Annotated in this window: 11 protein-coding genes; 5 read left to right on the top strand and 6 right to left on the bottom strand. The window is 61.9% G+C overall.

The features are described from left to right. Positions 1-5 precede the first annotated feature (5 nt). The 5 genes from ACFQ00_RS11470 to ACFQ00_RS11450 all read right to left on the bottom strand — a co-directional run bounded on the left by ACFQ00_RS11470 (position 6) and on the right by ACFQ00_RS11450 (position 7,934). Positions 6-2,237, bottom strand: a complete 2,232-nt coding sequence (locus ACFQ00_RS11470) for a TonB-dependent receptor (protein ID WP_381490608.1) — start codon at positions 2,235-2,237, stop codon at positions 6-8. 226 nt (positions 2,238-2,463) lie between these two features. After that, complete coding sequence (locus tag ACFQ00_RS11465) at positions 2,464-3,822, bottom strand: spinster family MFS transporter (protein WP_381490605.1); 1,359 nt, start codon at positions 3,820-3,822, stop codon at positions 2,464-2,466. Positions 3,823-3,848: 26 nt separating this feature from the next. After that, entirely contained in the window at positions 3,849-5,528 is a 1,680-nt protein-coding gene (locus ACFQ00_RS11460; protein WP_381490602.1) for a thiamine pyrophosphate-binding protein, read from the bottom strand. 30 nt (positions 5,529-5,558) lie between these two features. Beyond that, on the bottom strand, positions 5,559-6,683 hold the full coding sequence (gene hisC / locus ACFQ00_RS11455; protein WP_381490598.1) for a histidinol-phosphate transaminase: 1,125 nt from the start codon (positions 6,681-6,683) through the stop codon (positions 5,559-5,561). A gap of 75 nt (positions 6,684-6,758) precedes the next feature. Next, positions 6,759-7,934, bottom strand: a complete 1,176-nt coding sequence (locus ACFQ00_RS11450) for a Rieske 2Fe-2S domain-containing protein (RefSeq protein ID WP_381490595.1) — start codon at positions 7,932-7,934, stop codon at positions 6,759-6,761. 167 nt (positions 7,935-8,101) lie between these two features. Between ACFQ00_RS11450 and ACFQ00_RS11445 the strand changes: the two genes are divergently transcribed. After that, positions 8,102-8,587 carry a MarR family transcriptional regulator gene (locus ACFQ00_RS11445; protein WP_381490592.1) on the top strand — a complete coding sequence of 162 codons (486 nt, stop codon included), beginning with the start codon at positions 8,102-8,104 and terminating at the stop codon, positions 8,585-8,587. A gap of 25 nt (positions 8,588-8,612) precedes the next feature. Here ACFQ00_RS11445 and ACFQ00_RS11440 read toward each other — a convergent pair whose 3' ends face one another. Further along, entirely contained in the window at positions 8,613-9,317 is a 705-nt protein-coding gene (locus ACFQ00_RS11440; protein WP_381490589.1) for a helix-turn-helix transcriptional regulator, read from the bottom strand. A gap of 51 nt (positions 9,318-9,368) precedes the next feature. Between ACFQ00_RS11440 and ACFQ00_RS11435 the strand changes: the two genes are divergently transcribed. The 4 genes from ACFQ00_RS11435 to ACFQ00_RS11420 are packed head-to-tail and all read left to right on the top strand — an operon-like array spanning position 9,369 to position 14,855. Beyond that, positions 9,369-11,321 (top strand): TonB-dependent receptor domain-containing protein, encoded by a 1,953-nt coding sequence (locus ACFQ00_RS11435; RefSeq protein WP_381490586.1) that lies wholly within the window; start codon positions 9,369-9,371, stop codon positions 11,319-11,321. Positions 11,322-11,347: 26 nt separating this feature from the next. After that, positions 11,348-12,295 (top strand): glycerophosphodiester phosphodiesterase family protein, encoded by a 948-nt coding sequence (locus tag ACFQ00_RS11430; protein WP_381490583.1) that lies wholly within the window; start codon positions 11,348-11,350, stop codon positions 12,293-12,295. Next, positions 12,292-12,858 (top strand): cytochrome b/b6 domain-containing protein, encoded by a 567-nt coding sequence (locus ACFQ00_RS11425; protein ID WP_381490580.1) that lies wholly within the window; start codon positions 12,292-12,294, stop codon positions 12,856-12,858. The genes ACFQ00_RS11430 and ACFQ00_RS11425 overlap by 4 nt, the downstream gene beginning before the upstream one ends. Then, entirely contained in the window at positions 12,855-14,855 is a 2,001-nt protein-coding gene (locus ACFQ00_RS11420) for a TonB-dependent receptor domain-containing protein (protein ID WP_381490577.1), read from the top strand. Before ACFQ00_RS11425 ends, ACFQ00_RS11420 begins: the two co-directional genes overlap by 4 nt. The last annotated feature ends 354 nt before the right edge of the window (positions 14,856-15,209 follow it).

The raw sequence follows: 15,209 nt of genomic DNA, 5'->3' as shown, positions 1-15,209 counted from the left end.
GGACATCAGAAGTTGATACCGAGCCGTGCACCGATCGTACGCGGACGGTTTGTGAGCACGACATGCGGATCGTTGATCGTGTTGAACACGGTCAGTTCCGCCGCCTTGTCGAACAGGTTGTTCACATAGAGGTCGAGCTTGAACTGATCCCAGCTCACCCGGGCACGCACATCGGCCAGCGTGTATGACCGCGACGGCTGGTTGAAGGCCGTGTAATAGGTCGTATCGATCTTGCCGGTATGCGTTACCGAGAACCCGACGCTGGCCTCGACGGCCTCCGTCAGCGCGAACTCCTGATCGGCGGTGAAGCTGAGATTCACCTTGGGCACATAGGAAAGCCCTGCGCCCTTGACGGCGGCGGCTCCGAGATCCGGCACGTCCTTCGCCAGCTTGGCGTCGGTGTAGTTCCCGGCGAACTGCAGCGTCAGGCCCTGCGCAGGCTTGACCACCAGATCCGCCTCGATACCCTTCGAGCGGGCAGCCGTACCCGAGATATTGCCCACACCGGCAAAGGCGCCGCCCGGCCCGAAACGCTGCTCGACCTGAAGACCCTTGAGATCGATCCGGTAGGCCGCAACGTTCAGGATAACGGCACCGTCAGCCCAGCTGGTCTTGGCACCGATCTCGTAGTTGGAGGTGGTATCCGGATCATACTGCGGAGGGACGCCGGCGAACGAAGATGCGTTGGTGCCGCCCGAGCGGTAGCCTTCCGCGTACTGCGCGTAGATCAGAGCATCCGGCGTGACTTCATAGGAAACCTGCGCCTTGAAGATCACGTCTTCATTCTTCGCCTTCGCCGAGGTCGTACCCGGCGCGCCGAGACCGAAGAACGGCACCAGCGTGTTGGCGAGAAGATCGCGCTTCGTACGGAACCAGCGCGCACCGCCGGTGAACGAAAGCGCTTCGGTGATATCGAACGTGAATTCGCCGAAGATCGCGAAATCCTTGGTGGTATCGGAGAAATTCCGGCGCGAGATGAGCGGGATCGAAAAATCTCCGTTACCGGTAATCGGATCGACGACGACCGTATTCGTTTCGAAATTGTTTTCACGATCCGAATAGAAGACGCCGGCAACACCGTTGAGCGGGCCATCAAGCTTGGTCGCGAGGCGCGTTTCGAACGTCCACATCTTCGTGCTCTGCGGCGAGTAGGAAAGGCTGCCGATCGGCACCGTCACCGGCGGAAACTCGCCGATGCGCTGCAGATATTCGAAGTAACGGAACGACGGGCCGTTATCGACAAAATCGATGACATCACGGTCCAGATAAGAGCCCGATACGGTGAGCGTTGACCAGTCGAGATCGCGATCAGCCGTCAGCGCATAGATCTTCGTCTCGTCGTCATGAACCTCGCGGCCGATCTGGGACGTCGCACGACGGCCGATCGCCGGGAAGAAATTGTCACCGATGGTCGTGGCATAGGGGCGCGTATAGGCACGACCGCCCGTTTCCATGTCCTGGTAGAAGAACTGGCCGACGATGCTGGTGAGATCGTCCGGAGTCAGCGTGAAGCTCGCGCGAATGCCGGAACGCTTCGTATCGTTGAAGTCCTTCTCGTCGCGGTAGACGTTGTCCACCCAGCCCGAATAGTCTTCGGAGTAGCCGACGATACGCACCGCCAGAACATCCTGCACGAGCGGAACGTTCACCATGCCGCGGATGCCGTAGTTGGTTCCGCCATCCTTGGTTGCGGAAACTTCTGCCTGCGCCGAACCTTCGAAGCGGTCGGTCCGCGCCTTGTTGGTCACGAAGCGGATCACGCCGGACTGCGAATTCGATCCGTACAGCGTGCCCTGCGGCCCGCGCAGAACTTCGATCTGCTGTACGTCATAGAGCTGGAGATCGGGCTGACGTCCGCCGAACGACGAGGCGGCGCCGCCGATGCCCGTCATGGGAATATTGTCGTAGTAGAGCGCCGTCTGCGCTTCACCCGCGGCATTGATACCGCGAACGATGTAGCGCTTGTCGCCTGCGCCGCTGTCGATGAAGTTGAGGCCCGCGACGTTGCGCGCGAAATCGGCGAACTCCACGACACCGCGCTTTTCCAGCGTCTCCTGCCCGACAACGGCAATACTGCTCGCCACATCCTGAAGCTGCACGTCACCGCGCTTCAGAGCCGTCACGACGATCTCGTCCGTCGATACAGTCTCGGCTTCAGCCAGCGCGGGAGATGCGTACATGGTTCCGGCGAGCAGGAGAGCAACTCCCGACCTCACGCCGTATTGGCTCGTTTTCATTTTAATTTCCCCTTCCCTGAACAGCCGTCTTCCTTCGTCGGAACGAACGGAATGGAATGCAGCGTTCTCATTCTCTGCCCTGCGACGGCGCACTTTTGCTCCTGCGACTCGTCGCGCCAAAACAATTTAACATGTTATCTGTTTGTCGCAAGCGGGTGATTGATCCGATTTAAAGAAACGTCGAGGATTGCAATCGTGCCACACCTCGATGGCATCATCGATGAACCTATGCGCTGGTCGCGCCTTCCACCTCCGCGAGACGTCGCCGGAACTGCTTCATACCGATGAACAACAGCCCGAACGCAATCGGAGCAATGATCCCCGAGGCGACCGAGAGCGAATAGCGCAACGCGTTTTCATCCCGGAAAACATAGTCGTTGAGCAGCGCCGGAAGAATGGGGCCGAGCGACACGCCAACGATGCCCACCGTGAACATGAAGACAGCCCCAAGCTGCGCCCTCAGCGCCGCGGGCGCTATCATCTGGATCGCTGTCGGGATCAGCACGGGCGTGAAGCCGCCAAAGAACTTGAGCGGCAGCAACAATACGCCCATCAGATAGCCGTTCGGCATAAGCGGCATCAGCACAGCAGGCAGTGCGATCCCCGCAGCGGCATAGGCAGTCAGACGCAGGCAAGCATCACCCTGCCCGTTCTGAATCATCCGGCTCGACCACCAACCCGCTGCCAGCATACCGAGGGGTCCGGCGATCAGAGATGCGGCACCATTCACGAAGCCCGTCTGTTGCGGCCCCCAACCCCACGTGCGGATGAAAAGTTCGGGGAACCACGCGTCCGTGTAGCTCATCACCGAAAACATCGCCGATCCCAGGAACAGCGACACGGACATCAAGGGATAGGACGCGAGGAATTTCCATATGCGCGGCAAAGAGAAGCCAGCCGCCTGAGCATCGGCTGCATCTGCCGGACGCACCCTGCGCACCGGCTCGGTCAGCGTCGCCACCCAGAGGGCCACAAGCAGACCCGGCAGCCCGACGACGATGAACACCACATGCCACGACCGCATCTCGCCGAGCAGCGGCACAACGATGTCCGGCGTCTTTTCAATAGCGCCAACCACTGTGCCGCCGATGATCATGGCAAGGCCAGCGCCGATATAAATGCCGACAGTGTAAACGCTCATCGCTTTCGGCAATCGCGTTTTGTCGAACAGGTCGGACAACATCGAATAAGCGGAAGGCGAGAGCGTCGCCTCGCCCACACCCACACCGATCCGTGCCAGCATGAGCTGCGGAAATGTTCGCGTCAGCCCTGAAAGCGCAGTCATGAGGCTCCAGAGCGCAATGCCGGTGCTGATGATCCACTTGCGGGGATAGCGATCCGCCATCCAGCCGATGGGGAGCCCCATGATCGTGTAGAAGATGCCGAACGCACCGCCTGTCAAAAGCGCGAACTGCACGTCGGTGATGGCGAGATCCGCCTTGATCGGTCCGACCATCAGGTTGAGAATCTGGCGGTCCAGAAACGAGAACGTATAGGCCAGCATCAGCACACCGGTCGTATACCAACCGTAGCGATAGCTGAGCGGCTGTCCGGTCGCCGCTGTTCCCCCCGTGTCGTCCGCCATCCTCAACCCCTCCCTCATTTTCTGGATCAGGCCGCTGTTGGCGCGCCGAGCGGATTGGGCGGCGGCGGCGATACGGGCGGCACGAACGGATGGATGAGCGCCCACGGGCTCGGCATCTCGCCAACCCTTACCGCGATCAGTGCAGGCCCACCGCGCGCCTTCGCCGCGACCAGTTCCGCTTCAAGCGCTTCTGGCGTCTCCACCTCTGCGGATAGAATGCCGTAGGCGGCTGCGAGACCCCGATACTCCGGGTTCCGAAGCTCCGTTGCGAACTCGACGCCGAACGTCCGCTTCTGGATGCGCTGCACATTGCCGTAGCGGCCATCTACGAACACGACGATGCTGAGGTTCAGCTGATCGCGCGCGACCGTGGAAAGTTCCTGAATTCCCCATGCAAAGCCGCCGTCGCCGTTGATCGAAACGACGCGGCGATCGGGATTGCCATGCGCCGCCCCGAGAGCGGTGTTGAAGCCATAGCCGAGCGTTCCCTGATAGCCCGGCGTCACGAAGCGGCGGGGTCCATAAACCGGGAATGCAATATTCGAATAATAGCCGAGCTGGGTGAGTTCGCTGACGAGAATATCGTCGTCCGCCATCGATGTGCGCAAAGCCCGCATGAAGGCATTCTGCGGCTGGATCGCATCGATCTGTTCGGCACACCATGTTTTCACCGCCGCGACCTGCTCGCCGCGTGCCGCCGCCTCGCCTGCCGGAAGAGCGGCAAGGATCGCTTCCACACCGGCCTTCACATCAGCTGCGATGCGTATGCCCATCTGGCGTGGCCCTGCCATGTCTTCCGGCTCGATATTCAGATAGATGAAGTTCGTTCCTTCAGCGACGTGCGTGGGGCGGGCAACGGCATCCACGAAGCGGCTGCCCGCGACCAGCACCACGTCGGCGTGCGGAAGGACCGCCCGGCCGCCCAGCGAAACCAGCGCCAGCGGATGCCTGTCCGAAAGCGTCCCGCGGCCGCCTTCCGTCATCACCACCGGCGCCTGTATACGTTCGGCAAGCGCCCTGATCGCTTCGCCGGCACCGGAGGCCGCTGCGCCGCCCCCCGCGTAGATCACCGGGAAGCGCGCTTCGGCAAGCAGCTTCGCCGCATCGGCGACAGACGCTTCGTCCGGTAACGTCGGCACCGACACGGCGCGCGGGATGACGGCAACAGGCGCCTTGTTCTGAAGGATATCGGGCGGCAACTCGATCGCCACCGGACGCGGACGCCCGGACCGCATCTGCACGAAAGCCTCGTGGACAAGGCTGGGGATATCCTCGACGCGGTGGGCGATGCCATGCCACTTGGTGAGCGATTTCAGGATGCCGCTCTGATCCGGAATCTCGTGAAGCATCCCGAACCCCTGCCCAATGGTGTTCGAAGGAATCTGCCCCGCGATAAAAAGTACCCGCGAATTGCAGGCGTATGCCGTGGAAAGCCCGGCAAGGGCATTCAGAACGCCCGGCCCAGGAACCACCATGCAAACACCTTCCCGGCCCGTGGTTCGCGCATAGCCGTCCGCCATGTAGGATGCGGCCTGCTCGTGGCGCGGCACGATGAAGCGGATGCGATCGGCAGCCTGACGCAGCGCCTCGACCGCCCAATCGAGCTGCACGCCGGGAATGCCGAACACATCCACGACGCCTTCCTCGATAAGCTGCGCAACCAGCGCTTCGCCGCCCGTGCGTTCCTTCAGAGAATTGTCACCCACAACTGCACTCCACATCTATCGTTCGCGCCTTCAGGCGACGGCCGCTTTCGGCATTTCGCTGCGGACTTCGCGCAGCTTTTCGAAGAACAGGTCGTTTTCATGCGGCAAGCCGACGCTCACCCGCAGCCAATCCGGCAAACCATAGTTCGCAACCGGCCGCACAATCACGCCTTTCTGCATCAACGCCCGTGCGTTTGCTGCCCCATCGCCCGTGCGCGCGAGAACGAAATTGCCTGCAGAGGCAATGGTCTCGATGCCCATCGCATCGAACGCAGCCGCCATGCGGGTACGTTCAGTTTCGTTTTCCCGGCGGGCAGTGTCCACGAATGCGGTGTCGCCGAGGGCCGCGACTGCGGCAGCCTGCGCGGGCGCGCTGACCGAGAATGGAAGCTGGAGACGGCGTAGGAGCGCAAGCAGTTCCGGATCACCGATGCCGTAGCCAACCCGCAGCGCCGCAAGACCATAAACCTTCGAGAAGGTCCGCATGACGAGAAGGTTCCGTCGCCGGGCAAACAGCCGCGCGATATCGACCTGCTCGTCATCGGGCAGGAACTCGCGATAGGCTTCGTCGAGCACGAGCAGGACATGCGCCGGCAATGCCTCGGCGAAGCGCTCGAGCTCGTCCCTCGGAATGATCGTACCCGTAGGGTTGTTCGGCGTCGCGAGATAAACAAGATGCACCCGCTTGTCGGTCGCCGCCGCGAGCATGGCGTCGAGATCCGGCTTCCAGTCGCGCACAGGAACGACGATCGGCTCCGCACCTACGGAACGGATCGCGCCTTCATAGGATTGGAACGCATATTGCGGGATGACTGCGGCGCGCGCCGCGTCGAGCCATGCCCGCGCGGCCAGCAAGATGATCTCACTCGAACCCGCCCCGGGAAGGACGTGATCCGCAGCCACGCCGACATGCGCTGCAATGGCATGGCGCAGGGCATGGCAATCGAAATCAGGATAGAGATGTGTTTCGGCGACGGCAACGCGCAGGGCTTCGGCCGCCTTGGGCGAACATCCCAGCGGGTTCTCGTTCGAAGCAAGCTTCACGACCGCCGCCGGATCGAGCCCGAATTCGCGTGCGACCGCATCGATAGGCCGCCCCGGCGGATAAGGAGGAATCGAGACCACATGCGGCAAGGGGAAACCAAAATCGCTCATCAACACGTCTCCGCAACCCACGCAGCCACGGCAGGGCCGGTGATCGCTTTCAAAATTCCATGAAACACGGCAGGTTCAGGCATCCACCGCCTCGACCACGGCCGTGCCCGCATCGAGCATCACCAGTTCTCCGGAAGGGTCAAAGGCCGTTCCCATCGGATTGCCCCCGGCTTCGACGATCTTGATCTGCTCGCGATAAAGCCGCCGCAGCATACCGATGCCGCGATCCGACGTCACGAGATGCTCCTCCGAATGCGCCGTGATGGCGCCCTGGCTCACCTGCGCCTCGTAGTCGCCCGGAAAATCCCGGTGCTCCGCGTCTGTAAGTTCCTGCCAGAGCTTGCCGTTGAAGTGCGAGCGTATCGTCTTCAATGTGCTCGCCTTGGTCACGCGCCCGGCTGAATAGATGCGGAAGCTGGTGTCGTCGATGGGAAGCACCCAGCCGAGAAGTGAACACGGACCGTCCACTGTGGCGCGGGGGCTTGCAACGGCGCGGACAGCCGGAAGCACGGCCTCAGTGATACGCCGATGCACGCGCCCCTCCCCCAGATCGCGCACCTGAAGGCTGCGGATGCCGCGCATGGTATCCTCGAAACGGACCTTGGGCATCAAACCCATGCGCTCGTTGAACTGAACACCGCTGAACGAACCATGCAGGATCGGCACGTGGAACGGGTCCATCACGTTCTCGAAATGCTGCAACCAGTTGCACGGCACAATCGTCGGCCCGCCGCTGCCGATGCTGCTGTCGTCAGCCTCCACGAACTCGCCGGGCTCAAGGTCTTCCAATACGTTGTAGCGCGGCAGAAGCGGCTTTCGATCGAGCGGCCCGAGATAAGCGAAAATCAGGCCGTAGCGCTCTTCCACCGGATAGGCGGGCTGCTGCACGCGCGCGCAGGTCTTCGCACCCAGGTTCGGCTCACACGGCTGCTCCAGGCAATTGCCGTCCACATCGAACAGCCAGCCGTGATAGCAGCAACGTATGCCCTTCTCCTCGGTCTTGCCATAGAGCAGCGAAGCACCGCGGTGCGCGCAGCGAGGGTGCAGAAGCCCGGGCCGGCCGGCATGATCGCGAAACAGGATGAGATCTTCGCCAAGCACCCGAATCTGCCGAGGCGTTTCGTTCGCGTCCCCGATGAGGCCGATGGGATGCCAATAGCGCCGCATCAACTCGCCCATCGGCGTGCCGCGCCCGACAAGTGTCAAAGCGGCTTCACAGGTTGGCGCGGCAAGGCCATAGGCGCTTCTCATGACAAATCGCTCCCGAGGAATCCCAACCAGATCAAAATCATTTAACATGTTATGTAACTTTGAAGACGCTTTGGCAAGAGCCGATCGGAAATTGCGCGATCGGCGGGCAAAGCCTTGACGCCGCTATGATTCAAGCGGGATACCGGGGAAAATCAGGACGAAGTGTCATGAAAAACGCATCAGAGCTTCTCTACGGGCAAACCGACACGGGCAAGAGGTTGCCCGACATGTATCGCGCCCTGCCGGTGAAACTGCACCAGACGCGCGAAGCATTCGCCAATTGCTTCAGGCCGATTTTCCTGAAGTACGACCTGACCGACCCCCAATGGAGGGTGCTGCGCATTTTGAGCGCCGTTGACGAGATCGACACAGCCGCACTGGCGAAGCGCTCGCTTTTGCTCGGCCCCAGCCTCTCGCGCATCTTACGGGATCTACAGGCTCGAAAGCTGATCCGGCGATATACGAGCAAGGAAGACGCGCGGCGCTTCTTTCACGCGATCACACCCGCCGGACAGCAGCTGATCGACAAAATCACCCCCCAGTTCGGACCGTTCTACGAGCAGCTTTCCGCACACATCACCGAACAGGAAGCGGCCACGCTCAACACGCTTCTGGACAAGGTCGCCGCAGCGGTAAACGCTTCAGACATGTAGACATGCAGAAACGGCGGCACTGCCCTCAGCTCTCAAGATCCTCGTAACTGAGAGAAAATACCGGGCCGCCATACGTCAGGATATGCTCATCATAAGCGGTTTTTTCGATCCGCCGTGTTTCGCAGATCGTCACGATCTCATCATCGTCGATGAGGTGGGGCGTATCGAAGTTTTTGAGATGAATGGACTGTCCCGCCGCATCTTCGAACGTCAGAACGGTCAAGGTGAACGCGACATCGCCGCTGAAGATGCCGCTCTTCTCCCATTTTTCCGTCGTTACATCGACGGTTTCGCCGAACTGGCCATAGACGCGGTGCCCCTTTAGTCTTTCGATGATCGTCCCCGTCTCCGCCGCGAAACTTCGGCTGAAGTCGAGGAAACGCGCGCCGGGGCCGACGATGCTCATCGGCGAGGGCGCATAGGTCATCCGAATCTGAAGCTGCTGCTTGAGGCAGGAGGCGTTCGAGGTCTGCAGCATCGCGCGCATTCGGCGGCGCAGCTGCAACGAGGGTAGATCGTGCCCGTTCTCCCATCGCGAAACCGATGCCTGCCGCACCCCAAGCTCTTCCGCCAGCGCAGCCTGAGAGAGACCCGCCCTTCGGCGTAACTGCTTGATCAGATTGGGCCAGCGCCGCGCCTCCGCCGGCCGATTCATCGGCAGATCAGGGCGCCATACGTTTCCATACGCGTCTGCCTTCCAGTGTTCACGGTCGCGAAATCGATCGGTCATGCAGCAGCCCTAGGTGCCCCCCAGAAAGCAAACGAACAGGTAGCCCCCCTTATGACCGCGCATCGTTACATATCCGCGATACTCGCCCTCCCGCTCTCCGCTGTTCTGGCGCCGTCCGCATATGCGGATGTGGCAGCCAAGGATGAGCAGATCATCGTCACCGCGATGCGCGGCAAGTCGAGCGCAGAGAGCGTCGCTGCGCGGACGGAAGTCATCACGCGCGATCTTATTGAGCAGAAAGGCTACGTGACCGCCGCCGATGTGCTGAAGACGGTCCCGGGTCTCAGCGTCGTCCAAAGCGGCGGGGCCGGTACGCTGACCTCCGTGTTTTCGCGCGGCACCAACTCCAAGCATACGCTGGCGCTCTTCGACGGCATCCGCATGAACGACGCGTCGACTCCCAACGGCCAGTTCAACTTCGGCTCGGACACGCTCGGCGACCTGGAGCGGGTCGAAGTCCTGCGCGGCCCCGCCTCCGCCGTTTACGGATCGGATGCCATCGGCGGCGTCATCAACTTTATCCCGCGTATCGGCGGCGAGGAAGCCTTCATGCCCTATGCCGAGGTTGCTGCGGGCAATCTCGACACATACCGCGGCCTTGCAGGCGCGCGCGGTTCGACGGGCGTGCTCGCTTATGGCGTGACGGCGGAATATTTCGAAACCGGCGGCTTCAACAACGTTGCCAGCCGCATCGCGGACGATCTCGGCGAACGCGACGGCAGCCGTTTCCTGACGCTGACGGCAAACGGCGAACTCACGCTTACCGACGCGCTCTCGCTGAGGGGCCTCGCACGTTTCCGCCGCGCGAAAAGCGACTTCGACGACGCCGCGCTCGACCGCGAAGGCCGCAGCGGCACGGACCGCTATTTCGTATGGCGCATCGCACCGCGGCTCACGCTGCTGGACGATCGCTATCAAGGCGATCTCGAATTCGGACAGGTCGACAACAAACGGGTCGATCACAATGATCCCGATGCCAACAACAGCTTCGGCAGTCCCGACGCCACATCGACCGGCCTCCGCACCTTCGCAGCCTGGCGGAACCGGATCAGCTTCACCCCCGTGGACGGCACGGAGGCCACGCTTTCGGGCGGCATCGAATGGCAGAAGGAAAAGGTACGCTCGCTGAGCGGTACCACGGAAACGCTCGCCCGTGCCGAGAAGCAGACAGCACTTTATGCGCTGGCGCAGGTCTCAGTCGTGGAGCGGCTTGAACTGAACGGATCGCTCCGCCACGACGACCCGGAGGCGTTCAAGTCGGTCACCACATGGAACTCCGGCGCGGTGCTTCGCCTGCCGGAGATCGGCGGCCGTGCCTATGTGGCTTACGGCAAATCGTTCAAAGCACCGACGCTGAGCGAGCGCTTCACGGAAAGTGCGTGGAACATAGGCAATCCCGGCCTCCGCCCCGAGCACGGAAAATCCTTCGAAGCCGGCCTCGACGCGGGCGCGGATATCGGCAGCGCGGGCTGGGTCGGCATCACGGCGACCTATTTCGACACGAAGATCCGGAACCTCATCGAATACGACTCCGCAGCGCTCCAGAACCGCAACATCGGCCGCGCCGCGATCGACGGCTACGAAGTCAGCCTCAGTGCACGCGCAGAAGGCGTTGCCGAGTTCAAGGTCAACTACACGCGCACCGATGCCGTCAATGACGCAACGGGCACCCGCCTGCTGCGACGGCCCAAGCATGGCTGGTCCGCCAGCCTCACCGTCACGCCCATCTCGGCCCTGTCGCTTTCCGCCGACTATTTCCGGCGCGGTTCGCGCGAAGACGTCCTCTACGAGAACACAAGTCCCTGGGGCCCGGGCGGCGGTTATCTCGGGAACGGCACGGTGGCCGCCTACGACCTCGTCAACATCTCGGCGCGCTATACCGTTTCGGACGGTATCGAGCTGTTCGCCAATCTGCGGAACGCGTTCGACGAAAGCTACGAGGAGCCCGACAGCTACCGGGGCGCACCGCGCACCTGGCAGCTCGGTGCCCGCGCACGCTTCTGACCCTCCCCAAGCGAAGGTGAAAACGAATGCGTAAAGCCATCCTGAGTGCACTGCTTGTCAGTGTCCTGACGCCCTCCACGGGTCTTGCCGCCTCAACGGCACTTCCCGAGCCGCGTGTTCCAGTCGCAAATCCTTTTGCATCCGTGCATGACCTCCTCGCCTGCACCCGCAGCACCGGAACGCTGGTCAGCGCGCACCGTGGCGGCGCAGCGCCGGGCTTCCCTGAAAATGCGCTGGAATCGGCCGCGCAGACGCTCACCACGTTTCCCGCGCTGCTCGAGGTCGATGTACGGCAGAGCCGCGACGGCGTGCTCGTGCTGATGCATGACGCCACGCTGGAACGAACGACGACCGGAACAGGCCCTGTCTCGGCGCAGGATTGGTCAACGCTCCGCACGCTTCGTCTCAAGGACAATGACGGCAACGAAACCGCATTCCGCATCCCGCAACTGCGCGACATGGCGGCATGGGCAAAAGGACGCGGTCTCGTTCTTGCGGAAGTGAAGGTCAGCGAGACGCTGCCCCGGATCGTGAAGGAAATCCGCGAGTCCGGCGCGCAAGCGAACTTCATGCTGCTGATAAACAGCCTCGACGATGCAAAGCGACTTCAGGCGCTCGATTCTGAGATCAGCATGTCGCTTGAAATCCCCGATGCCGCAGCGTTGCAACGTGTGAAGGATGCCGGAATCGACATGCGCCGCGTCGTACCGTGGACGGGGATCGGCAAGCGAGACCGTGCTTTCTGGCGCGCACTCCATGCCGAGGGGCACACCGTATCCTACGGCACGCTGTGGTACGTGGATGGCGCGATCGAGAATCTCGATCTCAAGGGCATCTATGCGGAGCTTGCGGCAGACGGAGTCGATCTGCTGGCAACCGACCGGGCTTCCGCGGCCTACACCGAGATCGCCCCGGTACGTTCGATCGAAACGGCGCTACGCCAGTGCAAGGCCGTGCGGACCACAGTTCGGTGAGCGGAGACGACTGCGCCGAACGGCGCTGGCCAGTCGCCATTGTCGCAGTGCACTGGACTGCCGGTCTATTGGCCTTCGCGGTTGCAGGGTTTGCGATCTATCTTCTGTCTCCACCGGACTGGAGCCAGCGCTATATCGATCGCTACATGGCGCTCATCGGCTGGCACAAGTTCGGCGGCCTTCTGGTTCTCGGTCTTGCGCTCTTCTGGACCAGCGTGCGCAGGCACACGCCGCGACCCTCCGCAGTGGGTGGGCGGGCTGCACGGATTGTTCACGGAACGCTGCTCGTTTTGCTGATCGCGCTTCCCGTGAGCGGTTATGTGATGGACGCATTCGTGAACGCGCGGCTCGAACTGCCTCTCGGGATATCCATACCGTCCCCCTTTGCGCCGAACGAAACGGCAGGCATTGCACTCAGCTACGCACACAAATGGGGCGGGTTTGCTTTTATCGGCATCGCCGCCGCGCACGCGGCCGCTGCGATCGGCCATGCCATGCGGCCCGGCGATCGCGTTCTGCGAGCCATGACTCCGAACCCTTTCCAGGGAAAGCGCAGCCGTTGAAGACTGCAGTTCTGGCGGTTACCGCCGCGCTTGGCGTGTTGCCCGCGCACGCATGGTCGGCAAGCGACCTTGTCTTCGAGCCCGCCTATTTTGAACAGGCCGCACCCGTGACCGCGTTCGACATGGTGGCGCGGCTTCCCGGTTTCGTCATCGATTCCGGCGACGCCGTCCGCGGCTATGCCGGGGCTGCCGGCAACGTCCTTGTCGATGGCGTGCGTCCCTCCACCAAGAACCGCACGCTCGACGACATCCTGAAGGCGATTCCGGCAAGCCAGGTTGCGCGCATCGAATTGATCCGCATGGCGCGGCCGGGGCTGGACCAGAAGGGCGCGCAGCTTCTGGCCAACGTCGTGCGCATCACCGCTGCCTCCAGCGTCCACGCCTTCACGCTTTCCAACTATACTTATACCGACGGCACCACGCGCCCGGCATTCCGGGCAGAAACCTCGCGGCGCGGCATCGCGGGCGGCTGGGAAGCTTCGCTGCTTCTCTCTCGCAATCAGGACGAAAGCGGCAATGGCGAGCGGGTAAAGCGCAGCCCCTCGGGAGAACTGCTGGAACGCGCGCATATTTCCGTGGACTCCCCTATTCGCGGCGCCGAGGCGCGCATGGCGGCGGACCTTCCGCTGGCTGGAGGCACGGCGCGCGGCAATCTCTCGCTCACGCACCAGGACTATCGCACGCACGAAGCCATAGCCTTTGTCGAGGGCGGAATGTCCGGCCTCAATGCGCGGACGGACGATCGGATCCGTACGAACAGCGGAGAGATCGGCGGCGAATGGTCGCGTGCTTTCGGTGGCCTCAACACGAAGCTCCTCATGCTTGCGACGCGCAAGGATATTGCCGTCCGTTCGGCAAGCGATGATGGCGGCACGCCATCCGACTATGTATCGGACAGTGTCGCCGATGAACGAATCCTGCGCGTAACGGCCGATCGCACGCCCGAGCGGGGTGCCGCATGGGAAATCAGCACTGAGGTTGCCTACAACGCACTGGAGAGCAGGAGCGCGCTATCCATAGCAGGTACGCCGGTTGCGCTTCCCGGCGGGAACGTGACGATCACGGAATGGCGAGGCGATGCGTCGGCCCAGGTGAAGGTGCCTGTCTTCAATCGTCTCTCAGCGGAGATGATGATCCGCGGCGAGGCCTCGCGACTGGAACAGGAGGACCACGCATCGGGCTTCGTCTATTCTCGGGATTTCGGCTTTCTGAAACCGAAGGTATTGCTGCGCTGGAGCCCGGGCACGCGTGGGCAGGTCCGTTTACGGGCGGAACGGGAAGTCGGCCAACTCGATTTCTCGGATTTCGCAAGTTCAGCATCGCTTCTCGAAGGGACCGTGGATGCGGGGAATGTGGGCCTCCGTCCGCAAACCTCATGGGTCTTCGAAGCAGACGTCGAGCGACGGTTCGGCGCGGATGGCGCGCTGACCCTCGCCCTTCGCCACGAACGCATCGACAACGTGCTCGATCTTCGGCCCGTGGAAGGGTTCGATGCGCCGGGCAACATTGGCCGGGGCAAGACCAATGCCGCGTCTGTCCAGTTCACGTGGCCGCTCGACAGTGTCGGCATAGCGGGCGGACGTGTCTCGTTCAGCGGCGAATGGCGACACAGTCGCGTCCGCGATCCGGTGACTGGCAACCGCCGCTCGATCACTGCGCTTGCACCCTTCGAGGGCGAAATCCACGCCTCGCTCGATCGCCCTGCGCTACGCTCGACGTTCGCGCTCGACGTCTATTTCGGCCAGAAGCTGACCTATCGCAGAATTAACGAAGTCCGCCAAACCCTCGCCGAGCCCTATGCCAGTCTGAAATGGACGTTCAATGCAACGCCCCGCGTGACCATTGAAACGAGCGTGCAGAATATCCTCTCCCGCAAGCACGATCGCGACCGCTTCGTCTATGCGGGACCACGCGGTACGGACGACATCCAGTTTGAGGAGAACCGTTGGTATCGCTCAAGGACGGGCGCATTCATTTCGATCCGCTATCAGCATTGAACCTCGCATAGTCCCGCTTCTCAAGCGACCGACAGGACGTATTGATGGCGGCTGGCGACGCCTGCGCGTTTGCCGAACCCATCGAAATTATCAGGTAAATATTAACATTAAAGTCCTGCCACGTCATCGCCCATACCGACCAGACGGCACACCATCTTGATATTATATTATTATAATTACTTTATATTTATCAATTCGAACTAAATTTCGTTTTCCGTACCCTAGAGCAGGACTCGACGATCGTTGCGATAAATTCGGATAATTATCGATTTATACCTTGACTCGCTACGCGAGCCTGCGGCACGACACAAGCGGACTGTTGCAAGGGAGGCAAATGTGTCGGGTCAAAGGGAT

It is taken from the genome of Sphingosinicella xenopeptidilytica, from assembly GCF_042676985.1.
GTDB lineage: Bacteria > Pseudomonadota > Alphaproteobacteria > Sphingomonadales > Sphingomonadaceae > Sphingosinicella > Sphingosinicella xenopeptidilytica.
The sequence above is the reverse complement of the archived record's forward strand: the minus strand, read 5'-3'. Positions and strand labels throughout refer to the sequence as shown.